The organism is Marinomonas sp. 15G6-16 (assembly GCF_055809555.1).
In genome coordinates this window covers 2,089,654-2,108,657 of sequence record NZ_CM147916.1, presented here as the reverse complement: position 1 = coordinate 2,108,657, position 19,004 = coordinate 2,089,654, and the positions used below count along the sequence as shown (strand labels likewise).

Annotated in this window: 19 protein-coding genes; 5 read left to right on the top strand and 14 right to left on the bottom strand. The window is 43.7% G+C overall.

Going from position 1 to position 19,004, the window contains the following annotated elements; translation table 11 throughout:
- Window positions 1–36: 36 nt before the first annotated feature.
- Entirely contained in the window at window positions 37–1,326 is a 1,290-nt protein-coding gene (locus AC0L46_RS10145) for an MFS transporter (protein WP_414681710.1), read from the bottom strand.
- A gap of 11 nt (window positions 1,327–1,337) precedes the next feature.
- On the opposite strand from AC0L46_RS10145, the gene AC0L46_RS10140 reads away from it, so the two are divergent.
- Window positions 1,338–1,502: a hypothetical protein gene (locus tag AC0L46_RS10140; protein ID WP_473503327.1), complete on the top strand. Its 165-nt coding sequence runs from the start codon at window positions 1,338–1,340 to the stop codon at window positions 1,500–1,502.
- Window positions 1,503–1,611: 109 nt separating this feature from the next.
- Here AC0L46_RS10140 and nusB read toward each other — a convergent pair whose 3' ends face one another.
- The 3 genes from nusB to nrdR form a co-directional block, all read right to left on the bottom strand.
- On the bottom strand, window positions 1,612–2,118 hold the full coding sequence (gene nusB, locus AC0L46_RS10135) for a transcription antitermination factor NusB (RefSeq protein WP_347984197.1): 507 nt from the start codon (window positions 2,116–2,118) through the stop codon (window positions 1,612–1,614).
- Between the two features lie 299 nt (window positions 2,119–2,417).
- A complete protein-coding gene (gene ribD, locus AC0L46_RS10130; RefSeq protein WP_473503325.1) occupies window positions 2,418–3,569 on the bottom strand; it encodes a bifunctional diaminohydroxyphosphoribosylaminopyrimidine deaminase/5-amino-6-(5-phosphoribosylamino)uracil reductase RibD in 1,152 nt (383 codons plus the stop codon).
- The gene (gene nrdR / locus AC0L46_RS10125) at window positions 3,566–4,054 is read right to left on the bottom strand and encodes a transcriptional regulator NrdR (protein ID WP_414681707.1); all 489 of its coding nucleotides are present in this window, start codon (window positions 4,052–4,054) and stop codon (window positions 3,566–3,568) included. Before nrdR ends, ribD begins: the two co-directional genes overlap by 4 nt.
- Window positions 4,055–4,213: 159 nt before the next feature.
- Here nrdR and AC0L46_RS10120 point away from each other — a divergent pair, with 159 nt between their 5' ends.
- Complete coding sequence (locus tag AC0L46_RS10120) at window positions 4,214–5,119, top strand: DMT family transporter (RefSeq protein WP_473503323.1); 906 nt, start codon at window positions 4,214–4,216, stop codon at window positions 5,117–5,119.
- Window positions 5,120–5,175: 56 nt separating this feature from the next.
- On the top strand, window positions 5,176–6,837 hold the full coding sequence (ettA, locus tag AC0L46_RS10115; protein ID WP_473503321.1) for an energy-dependent translational throttle protein EttA: 1,662 nt from the start codon (window positions 5,176–5,178) through the stop codon (window positions 6,835–6,837).
- A 94-nt stretch (window positions 6,838–6,931) separates the two neighbouring features.
- On the opposite strand, the gene AC0L46_RS10110 is transcribed toward ettA, so the two are convergent.
- From AC0L46_RS10110 to AC0L46_RS10090, 5 genes are all read right to left on the bottom strand, one after another.
- Window positions 6,932–7,597 carry a RusA family crossover junction endodeoxyribonuclease gene (locus AC0L46_RS10110; protein ID WP_473503319.1) on the bottom strand — a complete coding sequence of 222 codons (666 nt, stop codon included), beginning with the start codon at window positions 7,595–7,597 and terminating at the stop codon, window positions 6,932–6,934.
- Between the two features lie 47 nt (window positions 7,598–7,644).
- Entirely contained in the window at window positions 7,645–7,947 is a 303-nt protein-coding gene (locus tag AC0L46_RS10105) for a helix-turn-helix domain-containing protein (protein ID WP_473503317.1), read from the bottom strand.
- Window positions 7,940–8,323 (bottom strand): type II toxin-antitoxin system RelE/ParE family toxin, encoded by a 384-nt coding sequence (locus tag AC0L46_RS10100; RefSeq protein WP_473503315.1) that lies wholly within the window; start codon window positions 8,321–8,323, stop codon window positions 7,940–7,942. The genes AC0L46_RS10105 and AC0L46_RS10100 overlap by 8 nt, the downstream gene beginning before the upstream one ends.
- 74 nt (window positions 8,324–8,397) lie before the next feature.
- The gene (locus tag AC0L46_RS10095; RefSeq protein ID WP_473503313.1) at window positions 8,398–9,579 is read right to left on the bottom strand and encodes an amino acid aminotransferase; all 1,182 of its coding nucleotides are present in this window, start codon (window positions 9,577–9,579) and stop codon (window positions 8,398–8,400) included.
- A gap of 35 nt (window positions 9,580–9,614) precedes the next feature.
- Window positions 9,615–10,568: a DMT family transporter gene (locus AC0L46_RS10090; protein ID WP_473503311.1), complete on the bottom strand. Its 954-nt coding sequence runs from the start codon at window positions 10,566–10,568 to the stop codon at window positions 9,615–9,617.
- 144 nt (window positions 10,569–10,712) lie between these two features.
- On the opposite strand from AC0L46_RS10090, the gene AC0L46_RS10085 reads away from it, so the two are divergent.
- Complete coding sequence (locus AC0L46_RS10085; protein WP_414681699.1) at window positions 10,713–11,177, top strand: Lrp/AsnC family transcriptional regulator; 465 nt, start codon at window positions 10,713–10,715, stop codon at window positions 11,175–11,177.
- 97 nt (window positions 11,178–11,274) lie between these two features.
- Here the strand turns inward: AC0L46_RS10085 and AC0L46_RS10080 are convergent, their stop codons facing one another.
- Window positions 11,275–12,873: a methyl-accepting chemotaxis protein gene (locus tag AC0L46_RS10080; protein ID WP_473503309.1), complete on the bottom strand. Its 1,599-nt coding sequence runs from the start codon at window positions 12,871–12,873 to the stop codon at window positions 11,275–11,277.
- A 259-nt stretch (window positions 12,874–13,132) separates the two neighbouring features.
- On the opposite strand from AC0L46_RS10080, the gene AC0L46_RS10075 reads away from it, so the two are divergent.
- The gene (locus AC0L46_RS10075) at window positions 13,133–13,573 is read left to right on the top strand and encodes a YtoQ family protein (protein ID WP_414681697.1); all 441 of its coding nucleotides are present in this window, start codon (window positions 13,133–13,135) and stop codon (window positions 13,571–13,573) included.
- Between the two features lie 37 nt (window positions 13,574–13,610).
- Here the strand turns inward: AC0L46_RS10075 and AC0L46_RS10070 are convergent, their stop codons facing one another.
- Genes AC0L46_RS10070 through AC0L46_RS10055 form a run of 4 tightly spaced genes read right to left on the bottom strand, consistent with a single transcriptional unit; the run spans window position 13,611 to window position 19,003 of the window.
- Entirely contained in the window at window positions 13,611–16,094 is a 2,484-nt protein-coding gene (locus tag AC0L46_RS10070) for an ATP-binding protein (protein WP_473503307.1), read from the bottom strand.
- A 32-nt stretch (window positions 16,095–16,126) separates the two neighbouring features.
- Complete coding sequence (locus tag AC0L46_RS10065) at window positions 16,127–16,990, bottom strand: substrate-binding periplasmic protein (protein ID WP_473503305.1); 864 nt, start codon at window positions 16,988–16,990, stop codon at window positions 16,127–16,129.
- Window positions 16,987–17,718, bottom strand: a complete 732-nt coding sequence (locus AC0L46_RS10060) for a response regulator (RefSeq protein WP_473503303.1) — start codon at window positions 17,716–17,718, stop codon at window positions 16,987–16,989. Before AC0L46_RS10060 ends, AC0L46_RS10065 begins: the two co-directional genes overlap by 4 nt.
- 19 nt (window positions 17,719–17,737) lie before the next feature.
- Window positions 17,738–19,003 (bottom strand): NAD(P)/FAD-dependent oxidoreductase, encoded by a 1,266-nt coding sequence (locus AC0L46_RS10055; RefSeq protein WP_473503301.1) that lies wholly within the window; start codon window positions 19,001–19,003, stop codon window positions 17,738–17,740.
- Between the last annotated feature and the right edge of the window lies 1 nt (window position 19,004).

The window sequence follows — 19,004 nt, the reverse complement described above, 5'->3', positions numbered from 1 at the left end:
TGATCACGCCACAAGCTGTGATCATAAGGATGATAACTAATGGCTACTCTGTTGCTCCTCCTGCAAGGCTTCCTCTTCCGCTTGATGCTCTGCATTGTCTATCGCCCATTCGCTGGCGGCTTCAACGGCCACTGTTGAGGTTGTCGGTAAAACACCAAGATAACTGTCTGTATCTTCTACTGCGACTTCCTCTTCTTGTTGAGCCATGCTGTACACAGCGAAGCTCGCGATCCCTAAAAACGTCACGCCAATCACTAACCAAAAAGCACTAGGGCCAAACACCTGCATGAACCAGCCACTCAATAATGGTCCTGAAATCGCACCGACACCAAAAGCAAAAACCAGTCCGCCGGATGCGGCTGGCATCTCACTAGGGGAAAGTGAGTCATTCGTGTAAGCGAGAAACAAAGCATAAAGTGGCGTTGAAACACCACCAGCAAAAAAGGCCGACGCCATAAGGGGCCAAAAGGCTTCTTGACTCATCCAACCAAAACCACAAGAGGCTCCGCCAATACAGGACAACCAGAAAATCAACTTGCTACGACTCACACGGTCAGACAACCAACCAATTGGATATTGCATCACCAAAGCGCCAGCAAACAACATGGCAACAAATAAAGCGATACTGTTCGCAGAAAGCCCTATTTGGCTACCAAAAACCGCTCCCATACCAGATTGTGTTGCATAAACACTGCCCAATAAAAAGATTCCAACCGCGCCCAACGGAGAGACTTTCAATAAAGCTAAAAGCGGCATGGGCTTAGCGACTTGTACCGCAGGAACGGCCGCCGCAGATAAAAGAATCGGAGCAAAAGAAACAGAAACCAGAATAGAAGCACAAATAAACAAAACAGAAGTGCTGGCATCACCCAAAGTTAATAACCCTTGCGCTCCGATAATGCCAAGCGTTTGAGCAATCATATAAGCCGATAAAACCTTGCCTCGTGTATCGTTCGTCGCTGAGTCGTTTAACCAGCTTTCTGCGGCGACATAAATGCCCGACATACAAAAGCCTATTAACAAACGTATCGGCGTCCAAGCCCAAGGGTCCGTTAACAAAGGGAAAGAGATCAAGCCTGCGGACATAAAGCTGCCCAACGCAGCAAATACGCGCACATGACCGACACGACGAATCAAGACAGGTGTAAAACGTGCACCCGATAAAAAACCGACATAATAACCTGATGTGATGATCGCCAGCTCAGCGGAAGAAAAGCCCTCAATTCCGCCACGTAAGCCGATCAAGGTGAAATGCATGCCATTGCCAAGCATGAGAAGAACAATCCCAAGCAATAAAGCCCAAACTGTCGAAAGTACCTGAATCATGAACCACCCTCATGCTTTACTTTATCGCTAGATGTTCACTTGCCCTAAGAGAAACCGAGCAATATAAACGCGCTAAGTTAGGTGGTTTCACTTGCTACTACGCTATTCCTATTTCTCCTTATAAGATCAACCAAGACCGTCATAATATTGACCACAAACGTCATCAATTTATCTAAAACTACACACTCATTTTTCAAACAATCAGGCACAAAAAAGCCCCGTCATTATTTCTAATAACAGGGCTTGTTTTTGCTTTCCAGTAATCGTTACATCAAACTCGATGGATTACTTATTCGCTTCTCGACGTGCTGCAATTTCTTCACGACGAACGCGTTGTGCTAATTTGTCTAAAATACCATTAACGTATTTATGACTTTCTGTCGCGCCAAAGCCTTTCGCCAATTCAACACTTTCGTTGATAGCAACGCGGTATGGAACGTCTAAACGTTCTGATAATTCAAATGCGCCAATACGCATCACTGCCAATTCAATTGGATCAAGTTCACTCAATGGACGATCAAGCAATTCCTCAAACAATCCGTCTAGCTTTTTCGCGCTGGCAGTCACACCTTGCAGAAGCTCACGGAAGTAAGATTTATCACAAGACGCCATGTCTTGATCCATCACGAATTGGGTTTCAATCTCACTCACGGAAGATTGGTTCATCTGCCATTGGTAAACCGCTTGTAATGCCAAACGACGAGAAGCACTGCGCATTTGCGAGCGCGAAGGCTTTTTCGCCTTCTTTTTCGGTGCTGGAGTTTGGTCGTTTGTTGTTTCCACTTCGCTCATTTTTTGCCTCAGTTATCCAGACTATACGGCCTTGTGGGCTAACGCTTTTCGTCTGTTTTGTAGTGCTTATGTTCGTCTGCTAGACAGTGCCTCAAGCCAATATGGCTCAAAGCACAAATATAGGTTTCATCTTGGCCGGCGATTATAGCAATTTTTATTCTACGTTTCTCTGCAAACTTCTCTAAAAATCACAAAGAAAACATCATTTTCTTGCTCTCAAGATCAAGAAGCGAGAAAAAGGCTTACAAAGCAATGTGGTTCGCCACCAGCCGCAAGAAAATTACTTTCTTTAACGACCTTTAAAACTCGTCATCTTCCAAATACGTTGGTTGATAGACCAAACGTAAATCTTGACCAACCTGACGCACGGATTTGAGTTCTAACTCCACCGCCTCATCCATCATTTCTAAAGGCAGTTGGAACAAAGGGCGCGCACTCGAACCCAATAATTTAGGCGCCATGTACACAACGATTTCATCCACTAATCCTGCTTGTAAAAAGCCACCAGCTAGCTCAGAACCTGTTTCAAGTAAAACTTCATTAATGCCTGCATCAGCAAGTTGTTCCATCGCATCCAACAAATCCAAACGGCCGTCTTCACCAGGAGGGGAAAAGCGCACAGTCACGCCTTTCTTCTTCAACACCTCTAAATGTTCTTCTTCGATTTCTTCTTCGATAGAAAAGACACACGCTTGAGACGTTGGATAAAGAATCTTAGCCTCAGGAACAATCGACAACGCCGTGTCCATCACAACCCGTAAAGGCTGGCGTACGGTTTTCGGGTCCGCTTCTTGATCATCACTATCGATACGAACAGTCATGCTCGGATTATCCGTCAACACAGAGCCAATCCCTGTGACGATAGCATCACTCTGGGCACGCAAACGCTGTACATCAAGACGCGCATCGCTTCCAGTAATCCATTGGCTTTCACCAGATTCCATCGCTGTGCGACCGTCCAGACTCATCGCCAGCTTCACTCGCACATAAGGCAAACCTTCACGCATGCGTTTGATAAAGCCAAGATTAAGCGCTTCACATTCCGCTTCTAAAACAGGGCCAATGACTTCGATACCGGCTTTTTTTAATTTTTCTAAACCACGACCTGATACTTCAGGGTTTGGGTCTTGCATGCCAAAAACCACACGACTCACACCCGCTTTAATCAAAGCATCGGCGCAAGGTGGCGTTTTGCCTTGATGACTGCATGGCTCTAAAGTGACGTAAGCGGTTGCGCCTTTTATTTGGTCTGACGCGTTATTCTTCGCATCCGCCAACGCATTAACTTCCGCATGACCTTCGCCAGTTTTGAGGTGAAAGCCTTGACCAATCAACTGATCGCCATTCACCAAAATACACCCAACACGAGGATTTGGATGAGTGGTATAAAGGCCTTTTTTCGCCAGTTGAATCGCCTTCGCCATCCAGTATTCGTGGTTATAAACTGTCATTCTTTCTCTTCTTTAGATTCGTATGCTTCCGCGCTGTTGCTCTCTAAGCGATCAATCGCTTCACGGAATTCACTGATGTCTTTAAAGCTTCGATAAACCGAGGCGAAGCGAACATAAGCCACTTGGTCGAGTTGCTGCAATTCATCCATTACCGCTTCGCCCGTCCAACGAGAAGGCAATTCTCGTTCACCTGTGGCCTGCATTTTTTCTTTAATTCGAGTAATGGCTGTTTCCACAGCTTCACTGCTCACTGGGCGCTTTTCTATCGCCTTGATGATGCCATTACGTAACTTATCTTCATCAAAGGTTTCACGGCTGCCATCGCTTTTGATCAGCTTTGGCATTTGTAATTCAGCCACTTCAAACGTGGTAAAACGTTCGTGACACTGAATACAAGTGCGGCGACGGCGTACTTGTGCGGCTTCCGAAACCAAACGGGAGTCGACAACTTTAGTATCTAGAGTTCCACAAAAAGGGCATCGCATGGCGCTTCCAATATCACTAATTTGGTGTAAGAATGCCTTGATAAAGGCCATCATTTTCTGGCTCAAATCATATCAATCCCGCCAACATATAGCTACAAACGTACTTTTCAAAAAAATGTACTTTTTCGATTCTTCTTGGCAGGGAATTAAAGAGGAATTATGCCGTTTGCAGAATTAGCTGGCTTGGTTGCCGCATTGTGTTGGACTGTTTCTAGTCTCATGGCGCCCAGATTAATCGAGTGTTTTGGGAGCATGCGTTTCAACACGGTAAGAATTTCTATTGCTAGCCTAATATTGTTACTTATCTGTTTCGTTGGTCAGCGCTTTAGCGATCAACTATGGCAACATTCAGAGATGATTCTCCTCTCTGGCGTCGTGGGGATTTTTCTTGGCGACACCATGTTATTCAGCGCTGTACATCGCCTCGGCCCCAGACGAGCAGGTGTGTTGTTTGCAACCAATGCACCTATGTCGATTTTGCTTAGCTGGCTATTTTTAGATGAGTATTTATCGCTAAATCAATTATTCGCCTGCGGGCTGGTTCTAACTGGTGTTGTCATCGCTATATTGTTTGGTAAACGAAACAATAACCATGCTTGGGAGCAAACCAAAGGCAAATTAAGTGCCGGTATTCTCATGGCGTTAGGTGGCGCACTTGGCCAAGCCAGTGGCGCGTTACTCAGCAAACCAGCTTTATTAGATGGAGCAGACCCTATTGCGGTGTCTGCATTGCGCGTCAGCACTGGCGCCATCGCTCTCATTCTTGCTTATGGGTTATTTTATCGACATAAACAACCAGCTGACGCCTTGCCTATTTGGCAATTAAAAGCAGCTGATTTTATCGGTGCCACTGCAATGGCCACCATTGGCATGGTAATCGGCATGAGCATTTTGGTGTGGGGAATCGGTAACGCGAATGTTGGTATTGTCACTACTTTGTCGGCGGTAGTGCCTGTTCTTATTTTACCTGCACTGTGGATTACCACAGGTCAACGCCCTGCATTTGGTGCTTGGCTAGGGGCAATTTTAGTAGTCACAGGTGCGGCTCAGATTATTCTTCATTAGCCACAGCTGTGTTATTCTTACCCTACTTTCAAATCATTCAATAAGTGACTCATTTTATGGCTCAGTTTGTATACAGCATGAACCGCGTTGGGAAAGTCGTTCCTCCTAAACGCGAGATTCTTAAAGACATTTCTCTTTCTTTTTTCCCTGGCGCTAAGATCGGTGTTTTGGGTCTTAACGGCTCAGGTAAATCTACGCTTTTACGCATTATGGCGGGCGTTGATAAAGAATATAACGGCGAAGCTCGCCCAATGCCGGGCATCAAAATCGGCTACTTGGAGCAAGAACCTTACCTTGATCCAACTAAAAATGTTCGTGGCATTGTTGAAGAAGCCTTTGCTGATGTAATTGACGCCATGGCGCGTCTTGACCAAGTTTACGCAGAATACGCAGAACCAGATGCAGACTTCGATGCCTTGGCAAAAGAACAAGGTCAGCTTGAAGCCTTGATCGAAGCGAAAGAAGGTCACAACCTAGAGCGTGCGCTTGAAGTGGCGGCCGATGCGCTTCGTCTTCCACCTTGGGACGCGAATGTTGAACACCTTTCTGGTGGTGAACGTCGTCGTGTGGCTTTATGTCGTTTGCTATTAGACAAGCCAGACATGATTCTTCTCGACGAACCGACTAACCATTTGGACGCGGAATCCGTTGCTTGGCTAGAGCGCTTCTTGAAAGATTATCCAGGTACCGTTGTGGCGATTACCCACGACCGTTACTTCCTTGATAACGCAGCTGGCTGGATTCTGGAACTTGACCGCGGACACGGTATTCCATACGAAGGCAACTACTCTTCTTGGTTGGAGCAAAAAGACGCTCGTCTAGAGCAAGAAGCGAAACAACAAGCCTCTCACCAAAAAGCCATTAAATCGGAGCTTGAGTGGGTTCGCCAAAACGCCAAAGGCCGTCAATCTAAATCGAAAGCACGTTTGGCTCGATTCGAAGAGATGAACTCACAAGAGTTCCAAGATCGTAACGAAACCAACGAATTGTACATTCCACCAGGGCCACGTCTTGGTTCGAAAGTCATCGAGATCGAAGGCGTGAGCAAAAGCTTCGAGCATAAGATGCTACTAGAAGACTTCAACATGGTTGTTCCTCAAGGCGCAATTGTGGGTGTTGTTGGTGGTAACGGTGCTGGTAAATCAACTCTGTTCAAAATGATCGCTGGCATTGAAAAGCCAGACACAGGCACAGTGACGTTAGGCGAAACCGTGCAACTGGCTTACGTTGACCAAATGCGTGAATTGGATGGTGATAAGACGGTTTGGGAAGAAATTTCTGACGGTCAAGACATGATCACAGTTCACAACTACAAAGTACCTTCTCGTGCTTACATCGGCCGTTTTAACTTCAAAGGTGCGGATCAGCAAAAATTCGTTAAGCATTTGTCTGGTGGTGAGCGTAACCGTTTGCATCTTGCGAAGCTGCTTAAAGAAGGTGGCAACGTATTGCTACTGGATGAGCCGACCAACGATCTTGACGTAGAAACTTTACGTTCACTGGAAGACGCGTTACTGGCCTTCCCTGGCGCCGCGATTGTTATTTCTCACGACCGTTGGTTCCTAGACCGTATCGCAACTCACATCTTAGCGTACGAAGGTGATTCAAAGGCTGTGTTCTTCGAAGGTAACTACGCTGAATACGAAGCTGACTACAAGCAACGTACCGGCAACGAAGCAACACCAACACGTATCAAATACAAACGTATTGATGCGTAATTCTATTTAATGGGATAGGTTGGTAAAGCAATGAGAAGCCGCTTTCAGAAATGAGAGCGGTTTTTTTATTAAGCTCTTCAAAAAAGTTAGTGATTTATTTTATAAAGTGATCAAGTGGGTACACGGGAAAACCTTTCACTCTAGTTCGGTGAAGCGGTTGATTACCTGCTAAGATTCCTGAGACTTGTAAATATGACACACGTAACTGCTCTAATTGATCTTTTGTGTTTTTAGACTTCGTTAGAAACTCCACAAAGATAGCTTTAAAGTCTTCAGGCCAATCCATATTCACTGGTACACATAGAGCACCATCAAGCTGGACAAAAGCTAGATTTTCTTTCGGTGAAAATTGATCCCCTTGAAAGTTCAGGTCAAAGACAAGTTTTTCTTCATCCTTATCAGTGTGACGCCAGCAAATGTAAAGTCCTCTTAATTGGCAATCATCTATGAACAACCCTTCAGGCCCTGTAAATGCATCAATAATTGGTTTAATACAATTATCGATGTCATTCTTTGCATCCGTTTCATATCTATTTTTTGCAGATACATACCAAACTATATCGAGCACTATCTCACCTGTAAGAATGTATTTCAGGTCCTGAAATTGCTCTTTTATAGAATTTAAATATTTATCTCTAATAGCTTTACTTGATTGAACGGAAGCAGGAGACCCATAAACAATATACTGCTCTTTACCATGAGGTGATGGCACTTCCCCTCTATTAGATAACTCTAAAACTTCTGTAAGGTCATTTTTCATAAAAAACCATTGATGCTAACACTTTAGTAAATAGGCGTTAGAAAAAATTAAGCGATCGTTTCGATTCCTTTTCGCTCGACTAGAGACAGCATCTTCAGCGCCGCACCTCTGGGTTTGCTTTCACCCTGTTCCCATTTTTTGACTAGCTTGTCACTGACATTGAGGTATTGAGCAAATACAGGTTGAGAAAGGTTGTTAGCCAATCGTAATTGGCGAACTTGTTCAGGTGAAAATTCATGAATAGAGGTTAGGCACAGCGCATCAAACTTTCGCATGGTGGTTTTATCTATCGCACCAGCTCGGTTCAACCCTTTAGCCGTTTTATGAACGGATTTTAAAATATCACTCATAACTATCTCCTTCCTCATCTACTTTAATAAGTTCACCAGTCACTATTAGATGATTAAGCGTTTCCAGATCAAAATCTATGAAAGTACGGGCCAACTCTCTCAACACAAGTTTTTCTTGGTGTGAAATATTTGATCGCTTGTTCTTGGCGAAGGCGTATAAGAAAAAGTACTTCTCACCAATAACGGCACCTATCAATGTACGAAAGCCACCGCTCTTACCTTTGTTGCCTATTGCGACTCTTTTTTTGTAAAGATGGCCTCCCAAATCAGCATCAACTAACCCTTGTTGAATTTCCCTGCAAGCTTTAGCAAGATCTGCATCGGTCAGGCTCTCTTTTTTAGTCTGAGAACAAAACTCTTTTGTTTTATAAATCAAAGTATACCCTCCTTGGGTAGTATTTCAACAATACTCACAACGTCCTGCGTTTTACTTTTTTATCTATATCCCCATTACACCACTTTCGCGAGGCTTTCTGCTAAGTAAGGTACGTCTTTTTCTCCTAGCCCTGCGATGTTCATTCGGCCTCCGTCAACGAGGTAAATACCGAACTCTTCTTTCAAACGTGCGATTTGTTCTGCATTGGTTCCAAGAACAGAGAACATACCTTTATGTTGTTCAATAAAATCAAAGGCTTGGTTGCCTGTTTGTTGTCTAATAGCACCAGCTAACGAAGACCGAACACCTTGAATACGCTGTCTCATGGCGGTCACTTCCGCTAACCATGCATTTTTTAGTGCTTCGTCTTCCAAGATGATACGAACAATAGCAGCGCCGTGATCTGGCGGCATGGTGTAAGTACTACGCGCGCATTCCATAATGCGACTTTTAATACTCTCACTTTTGGCTAATGTATCCGCGACAACAACAGCAAGCCCTGTACGCTCACGGTACAAGCCAAAGTTTTTCGAGCAAGAACTGGCAACAAGATAAGCCGGAACGCGCTCTGCCAGATAACGGAAGCCCACAGCGTCTTCTTCCATTCCATCGCCAAAGCCTTGATATGCCATGTCGATAAAAGGCAAGAAGCCTTGTTGATTCGCCAAATCCGTAATGGCTTGCCATGCGGCATAGCTTAAATCTGCGCCTGTTGGGTTATGGCAGCAACCATGTAACAACACCACGTCGTTTTTACCGAGTGTCGCTAAGGTGTCTAGCATGGCTGGCTCGTTTACCAGTTTGGTTTCAGGATCAAAGTAAGGGAAATAGGCAACTTCCAATCCTGCTGTTTTCATAATTGGCGCATGGTTTGCGTAACTTAAATCACTCATCCAAACTTTAGCTGATGAGTTTGCCATGGCGATGACATCGGCCAACATACGAAGCGCGCCACTTGCTCCAGGCGTTTGTACAGCAACAGCACGAGAGCGGCTAGAGTTGTCTCCCATGAGTAAGGTCATCATGGCTCGGTTGAAGCGTTCGCAGCCAGCTAAACCAACGTAAGCTTTCGTTTCCTGCATATCGAGTAAGCGCTGTTCAGCGATTTTGACTGTCTCTAAAACAGGCGTTACGCCCTGCTCGTTTCGATATACGCCCACGCCCAAATCCAATTTATTTGCACGAGTATCTAACTGACATGCGATGGACAGAGACAAAATTGGGTCTTTTACTGCGGGAGTAAGACGCTCAAACATGATGTATTTTCCTTAAAATTCAATAACAAAATGACTTAATGTGATTTACGGGGCAACTTCACGATACCACTTGCCAGTACCACGCCAATGCAAACAAAACATAACCCTAAAGCCGCCGCCAATCCGATGGATTCTTGCAATAATGGGATCGCCATTATTGAGGCTAACACGGGCGTTAATGCGCCCATTGCAGAGGTTCGTTCTGCCCCTAATAAATTGATGGAGTAACCATAACTAAACCCAGCGAAAAGGCCAACCAGAATCGCTTGCACGACAAACTGCCAAATCAACTCGTCCGTGCTTACTAAGCTCATTCCCGATGTCACGCTTCCAGTTACGAACATCACACATAAAGCCACCAGCGAAACAACACTCAATAAACCTGTTGCAGCCAAAGGAGGCAAACCGGCAACACGCAAGCTTATGGTGTAAACCGCCCAAAAAAAGCTAGCACCTAAAAAGAGTAAATCGCCTTTCCAAACATCCCCTTTGAGCGACCACATAGATATGATTAACAAGGCCAATACACCAAACATAATCGCCAATAAACCAATGAAACGAGGGCGACTTAATGGTTCTTTAAAAACAAAAAACGCAATCGCCGTCACAAAGAGAGGAAAGGTTCCAGGTAGCAGCAAGCCCGCATGAGATACTGGCGCATAATGCATACCTTGTGAGCTTAAAAAGAAAAAGGGAATCCCTGCTCCCAAGACAATGCCTAACAAGGTCCAAGCAGGAACCGCCAATAACTGCCGACGGGATTGATATAAGAAAGGCAGCAACACCAAAGCTGGTAAACCGTATCGCATTAAGGCGAGATCAAAACTGGTTAAAGCAGACTGCACGCCCATTTTGACGCTCACCAACCAGCTAGCCCAAATACATACCGTAATGAAGGCCGCTAACAAGCCAAGCTGGAATGTTTTACCTGTGGCGATATTTCGATAATGCGCTTCCGGTGTGTTTTTTGAATGAGTGATATCCATCATGATTGCCCTAATAAAATACATATTAACAATGAGTCAGTATCTTCATTATATGGACTGAACGATGAGCATGTCCTTGCCATTACCACTTCTAAAAACATCCCTTTTGGCATAATCTATCAATAAATAAATCAAAAACTTACAGGTATGCTAATTTTGAAAATAGACTCTACCGATAACCAAATCCTGACTCATCTACAAAATGATGGCCGTTTGAGTAATGTTGAGCTTGCGGAACACATTCATTTATCTGCGTCTCCTTGTTTGCGACGTGTGAAGCAATTGGAAAATGCAGGCGTTATTAAGCATTACAGGGCAGCATTGGAGCGAAAGAAAGTCGGTTTATCTATGACTGTTTTTATCGAAGTGGGCTTAAATAATCACACCAGCGAAGCCAGTGAAGATTTTGAAAAAAGCGTAATGAATTTACCTAATGTCATCAGCGCTTATTTGGTATCTGGCCATGCAGATTATCGACTGGAAGTAGTAGCAAAAGATCTCACGGATTACGAAGGTATTCTTAAAACTATTCAGAATTTGCCTCATGTAAAAGACATTCACAGCAACTTTGCCATTCGAGCAATAAAGTCCGACGCGCCTTTACCTATCTAATTTCCGCTGCTAAAAAGTGCCTTGAGTAAATCATAGACAAAAAAAAGCGCTTACCCTATTGGTAAGCGCTTTGGTGTATTACGAAGAGTCAATCAACCTAAACTTTGAAACTGCCCACTTGCTGGTCCAGTACTTTGTACAATTTACTGATGCCTTCAGACTGTTGCAAAATGGCATCCGATACTGATTGCACAGAATCTGTTTGGTCTTTCAAAGAAACCATATTCACATTAATTTCATTAGCAACCTGTGACTGTTCTTGAGTCGCTTGCGCTGTTTGCGCCGCCATATTTTGAACTTTAGAGAAAGACTCTTTTAGCTTGTCGAAAACCTGAGTCACTTCTTCGAAGTTTGCTACTGTAGAGTCTGCATTATCTCGGCTGTTTTGAATCGCATTAGAAGAGCTACTGACGTTTACTTTCAGTTGTTCAATCATGCTTTCGATCTCATTGGTGCTGTCCTGAGTTCGTGTCGCTAATGTACGAACTTCGTCTGCTACGACAGCAAAGCCACGGCCATACTCGCCTGCTCGTGCCGCTTCAATGGCAGCATTCAAAGCCAATAAGTTTGTTTGCTCCGCAATGTTTCGAATCACTTCCAGTACAGAAGCAATACTTTCTGAGCTTTTTTGTAGCTCGCCAGAACGCCCTTGCGCTTGACCAATATCTGTTACCAATTCCTTGATAGCTTGCTGAGATTTCGTTACCGCCAACATACCGTTTCGGATCAAGTCACTGGAGTTCTGCGCTTCTTCTGCAGTATCTTTTGCCACCTCAGCCATTTCTTTGTTAGACATATCCATCTCATGACCCGCGCTCACAATAGACGCAGAAGCATTTGAAAGTGCAGAGGTAATCCCAGTCGTTTTATTGGACGCTTCATGCAACTGTGCTGTCATGGAACCGAGCTTATTCGACTGCTGATGAATATTGCCGATAATGCCGCGTAAACGATCTAAGAAACCGTTGAATTCTTTGGCCAAATCACCAAGTTCATCTTTCGTATCAAACTTAATGCGTTGAGTTAAATCGCCATCACCTTCTGAGATTTCACGGATACGGCTACCAAGATAATTCACCTGATCAGACAAAGTCTTCGGCGTTTTATAACTGAACCAAACGGCGATCAATAATCCGATAGCAACAATAATAAAAGCAAAGTTTTTGAAGCTATCAACTTGCGCTTCTATTTCTACTTTCTCAGCTTGCGCATGAGTCGTTGCGGCCTCGCCGGCTCTATCCAAAATATCTCGAAGCGCACTGAAGTCGGCATTTGTTTTTTCTGCTAAGGCATTGGAAGGTGTTTTAACTACAGCATTTGAAGAGGCTAACCAAGTATCAAATGCTTTATCAAAACCTTTTGTTGAAGCAGAAACGCTAGGCACTTCTGTAAGATAATCACGGAAAAGGCCAACTCTATCTTTCACCTGCTGAGCATTCTCTAAGCGATCTTTTTCTTCATCTTCCGCCTTGCCTAGCTTCTGTGCAAGATGAATCTCAGCCACCTTAGCTTGATAAAGATCACGGTCAGCATTCAGGATGGCTACCACTGCTTTTTCGTATTTATCAACCTGATTGTCCAACTCATGTCTTAATTGTCCGCTTATGTAAAGCATTGAAGACAAGGCAACAGCAAAGGTAATACTCATAATAAGGACAGGTAAGGAACTTTTTACCCGAATAGAAGTGAAACGCATGACTCAAATCTCCAACAAAAGCCACCACATGCAGCATTACTAGCAATAATAAAGTCAGCAGCAATTGAAGATCAATTGGGGTTAACAATTACCTACATTTATTTTGAGGTAAGTCACTTAGAAACTAAGTGATACAAATTAAACACTTGCATCTAAAGCTACTCTCTTAATTTTTACTATTCTGCTTAATAAGACACATTTTATACTTGTATGTATCTCCTCGCTAAAGAGGAGAACATCTTAAAAGTGGAGAGACATCATGAGTTTTACAATTTACCTTTCAGGTGAAATACACAGTGAGTGGCGCGAAGAAATTAAACAAGGGATTAAAGAGCTTGCTCTAGATATAGAAATACTTTCACCAGTAACTAACCATGAAGCAAGTGATGCAGCGGCAGATCACTTGGGAGAAGAGCCTTCAAGTTTTTGGAGAGATCACAAATCCTCAAAAGTAAACGCAATCCGTACCCAGACTGCTATTAAAAAAGCCGATTTGGTTGTAATTCGATTTGGCGAGAAATATAAGCAATGGAATGCCGCATTCGATGCTGGCTATTGCGCTGCACTAGGTACACCTTATATCACCATGCACAATGAAAGCCTAATCCACCCACTTAAAGAGGTAGATGCCGCGGCGCTGGCTTGGACTCAGACACCAAGAGAAGTGGTTGAGATTCTTAAATATACGCTACAAGCGTAACGAATAGATTATTCCATTCGGATATTCAAAAGCCAACTCACTCAGGTAAGTTGGCTTTTTCGTTTTTATCTTGCAATTCAGATGACGCTTTACGATGTCGTTCAATAAAATCCATCAACAAAGTTAATGTTTGACTGATTTCACCATTCAAAGCACGATGAAAGCGCTCAACCTCAACAAGCTTCTCATCGTTCGCTGCGCATTCCATTCTCTTTAACGTCGATGCTAATGCTTTAGCACCCATTGTTTCTGCAGCGCCTGCAAGCTTGTGCGCTTGTTCTGACACCTCAAACAAATCCGCAATTATCATGGCGTCATGAATCTTCGATTCCGTTGCAACTGCATTGTGCTTTAGCTCATTGGCGATTTTTTCAACTTTTGTAATACCCAACACTTTAAGATGTAAAGCGATCAAAGATTCATCTAAAACCGTATTATCTTCGTCAGTATGATTTTTTTGCCTGCTAGCTTTATCAGCAGGCAGAGCTGTCGGTTGTAAAACCTGCTGTATCGCATCGCGTAACTCACCTTGGATCAAAGGCTTAGGGACAACTGAGCTCATCCCCGCACGCTTATATTGCTCTACCTCTTTTGGCTGAACACTCGCGGTCAGGGCAATAATTGGTGTGTCTGTATTAACGGAATGACTTTCTCGAATATGCTGGCAAACTTCAACGCCACTCATTTCTGGAAGATGCACGTCCATCAAAATAAGGTCAAACTTTTGATCTTGCGTAATCTCCAGCGCTTCCTTTCCATCAACCACACAGAACACCTCGAACCCTTCAAGGGATAAAAAAGCTTCGGCGACTTGGCGATTAATACTCACATCTTCTACCAACAAAACATGAAGCGGTCGACTCTTTTTAGAAACACCGGCCGCATGATCTTTTAATGGTGTATTGGGTTCGATGGCTCCCATTGCTCGAATAGCAGTCGATGAGGTGTTAGTCATCGATATTCCTGCCCGATCTGCTGATATGCCTTCTTGTGTATCCAGTGTAAGCTCAAACCAAAAACGACTACCTTTGCCCTCTTCGCTTTTTACGCCCATTTTCCCACCCAGTGAATCGACCATTTTTTTACAAATAGCCAATCCCAATCCCGTTCCACCAAAACGTCGGGTAATACTTTCATCCGCTTGAGTAAAGCGTTCAAAAATACGAGTCTGCAAAACGTCAGGGATGCCGATACCGGTGTCTTCAACTTGAAAGCAAACACGCTGTTTTCCTTCGTGCAACCACACAGGAGAGACTGAAATTTCAACACTTCCTTCTTGGGTAAACTTCAGCGCATTCGCTAACAAGTTGGATAATATTTGCCTTAATGCCCCCACACTTCCATAACACATATTATGCATCGCAGGATCAATGTTGACGCTTAAGGATAAGTTCTTTTCCGTTGCCAAAGGCGTGAAGAGTAAAGCAACAGATTTGGAAAGTTCATCTATTCGAAAGGCCATACTTTCAGGAATATGCACGCCTTCAACCAGCTTCGCGTAATCGAGAACGTTATTAAGTGTTTCTAGTAAAATCGTGCTCGATTGATATATGCCCTCGATGTATTCACGATTTTTTCCATCAAGCTCTGAATTTAATAGAAGCTGAGCCATACCAATCACACCATTCAATGGCGTCCGTATTTCATGACTCATAGTTGCCAAGAACTGAGACTTTGCTTTATCTGCCGTTTCAGCTACTTCTTTTGCAGATTGAAGACTTTCAGTTCGGCGCTTTACAATTTCCTGCAACTGATCTCGGCTGTATAAAAGCTTCTCTTGATCTTGTTCGCGTCGAATGATATCTTGAAGGATGGCACTGCGCATTTCGTTAATGGCATCAACTACTTGATCTAATTCATCGGGTCGAGCACCGCGTGGTTTGTGTTTTAACTCAAGTGGACCATTTTCTTCTCCTCGACCGATTTGGCGCGTATAAAGCGCCATCGCTTCAAGATAACGTGTCACTTTTAATTGCACTATGATCATCAGAGCAATGCTGATCAGAAAGATAAACAAGGTATTGGAAAATACAGTAATCAAACCGGTTCCCCATAAACGTCCATACACCGCATCATAGTCAATATTGACGAACAAAGTACCGAGCAGTTGATCGCCTTTCAACGGTGTGTGATGAATCAACTCAAACCTCGATGAATCATCGACAAAGCCCGAATTTTGAGGCACGGAACCCAAGATAATATTCTCGCTCCAAATATTCGACTCCAACCTCAAAAAGCGAATATCAGGAAAATTCAAAACGCCTTCCAACTGAACACGAACTTGCTCGCGGTCCAAATCCCACAAGCTTTTGGCCAAGCTGTCCACATAACCACTACGAATCAACTCAAATCGACTTTCAATTTGAGCTACTTCTTTTCGATAGTCGTAATAAAGCTGAATTGTCGTAGAAATAAGAGTGAAAGAGAGGCTGAAAATCAAAATCCACAGCAGGATTCGACTGCCTAATGGATGATTATTTTTGTAGTTGAAAAAGAACTTGGGGTTATTCCAATGCAGCATGGTTTATTGGATCTCAATATTGGCTAAGAGGATTATAGGTTTTTGGCAGAATAGATTTGAATATAACGATCGGTTAAACGTTTCACGTCACCGCTTTTATGCATTTTCTGTAGCTCAGCATCGATTAAGTCAAGATACTGATTGAGGTCAGATTTCCGCGATACAGCGAGATAATACTGATTGGTTATCGCCAGATTCGGCAAGGCTACAACACGATCGCTCAAACCAAATTGTTGGATAAGCAAATTCCCTGCATGCAAACCATAGGGAATAAAATCAATGTGGCCACGTCCAAGCTTGCCGAAGTTCTGAGACGCTTTCGACACTCTTTCTATCACTAAATTATCAGCTAAAAAGTTGTCAAAAGAGTTGCCGACACTGTCACCCAACATCAAGCCTGTGGTTTTCCCTAATAAATCACTCCAGCTCTCAAAAGGAAAAGCGTGGTCTCGATTAACGAAAATGGCCATAGGATCGTCGATAACCGCTTCATGACTAAAATCAAAAAGGTTTTCTCGCTCTTGAGTTCGATACGCAACAGCCAAATCCACTCGCCCCAACTCTAATTCACGTAAGCAACGCTTCCAATTACCGACGGCTTTAGCATCGACTTTATAATCCAAATGCTGAAATATCTGCTTCACAATCGCGGGAGCAAGGCCAACAATTTTGCCTTCCTCAGCCCATGAAACTGGCGGGTAATCTGGATGTCCGCACAATACAATCTCTTTAGTTTCTGTAGGGCGTAATTCTGCATCTCCTGTCTTTGCAAAAACAGTTTTGTCAGAATCTGAAACGTTCTCCTCAAGAGTGATTTGGGTACTCTCTGCCAACGCAAATGGTAAAGTACTCAGCACACAAAAAATCGTATTAAGAAAGCGACGAGGAATGTTCATCCGTCGTCTCTCGTGGCTTTAGAGTTAAACAAATAACCCGTACCATGCACAGTGATTAGAATATTAGGATCAGTAGAATCATCTCGAAGTTTCTTGCGAAGGCGACCAATCAACACATCAATGGTTCTGTCACTTGGTAGCCACTCACGGTTTCGGATTTTGTCCATCAAATCATCACGAGTCATGGCCATGTCCGCATGGCTAATCAAAGTCGCCAGTAATTGGCATTCTCCGTCCGTGAGTTGAACTTTCTCACCATCAACATGAAGCAAACGACGCAAGTTCACATTCAAACTCCAGTCACCAAAGTGCTTCACGGTTTCTTCTTTCTGGGAGGATTGAGCCAATGTACGCAACTGTCGAACTCGACGAATGAGGTTTTTGGCTCTGGCAAGAATTTCTCTAGGGTTGAATGGCTTAGTAACATAATCATCAGCACCACACTCTAAACCAACAATTCGATCTATGTCGTCTTGTCTCATGGTTACAAGAATTATGCCGATGTCTGAACTCACTCTCAACTCACGAGTGAGCGTTAATCCGTCTTTTCCAGGCATGCGAATATCGAGTAAAACCAGATCTATGGTTTCTTTTTGCAGAATATCTTCTGCTTGTTCTGCTGTTTGAGCTTCTCGAACCAGATAACCTTCACTTTCAAAATACCCGACAAGAATCTGCCGAGAAGTCGGCTCATCATCTACGACAAGTATTATCGCATTACTCGACATTCTAACCCTCTACTTTATTTTAGAATCTATCCACCCTAAAAGGTTGGATATTAACCTCTGGTTCATTTTGGCTAATAAGATCCGCAATAATTTTCCCACTCACACCGGACAATGTCATACCAATATGACCGTGACCAAATGAATAAAAGACGTCTTTGTCTTTTGCTGATGGCCCAATCACTGGCATGGAATCCGGTATCGATGGTCGAAAGCCAGTCCATTCGGCATCGTGCTCTCCTAATTGCGGAAGCAACGTCTTAACCGTATCTGATATCAATTTAATTCTTTTAGGATTAGGTGGGTTCTTTAACCCTCCAAGTTCCACTGTGCCGGCTGCACGCAATGCTGTATCCATTGGTGTCATGTAAAAGCCAACATCGGCCCAACCAACAGGTCGGTTGAGTAAATCTTGTGCGCCGTTATACATAACATGATAACCCTGCTCTGTGTCTAGCGGCACCTTATCACCAACTTGCGAAGCAAATTGACGTGACCAAGCCCCCGCAGCTACAACAACCTTGTTTCCTTTCACATCACCACTTTGTGTCGCGATATTTATTTCAGTCGGACTAATACGTTGAATACTTAACGCTTTGCTCTTCACTATCTTGCCACCACGAGCAACAACAGCCGCACCCATGTTCTTCAATAATTGAAGTGGGCTTCTAACATGGTAACCGTTCGTGAACATAATACCTTTATGGTAGATCGGGTTAAGGTTGGGTTCTAAGTCTGCGATGTCTCCGTGACTCAATTCCTCAACTGGAATACCATTGTTACGCCTTAATTCAATATCCGTACGTGCATTTCGAAAGCTTTCTTCGCTACTGTACAAATACATGGTGCCATTTATATCTAATAATTCCTGCGCGTTCGACTCCTTAAACAAAGGCTCAAACGCGGTATTTACATGGGACAATAAAATACCAAGCTCACGCGCAATGTTCTCGACTTTATTTGGCGTACTCGCCATAAGGAAGCGTATTAACCAAGGAGCTAATTGTGGTAAATAAGGCCAACGTACAGACAAAGGGCTTTGTGGATTTAATAACAAGTTCGGAATTTGCTTCAAAATCGCAGGCGTCGCCACTGGAATATTGGCGTAAGTCGCAATCGTACAAGCATTCCCGTAATACGCCCCTTCTACAAATGGATCAGGATCCACAATGGTTACTTTGTGTCCTTGAATTTGCAGCCAAAGTGCCGTTGCAACTCCCACAAAACCAGCCCCAATAATAACAACGTCATGAGACTCACCTTGCATGTTTGGTGTGTTATTGTTCATT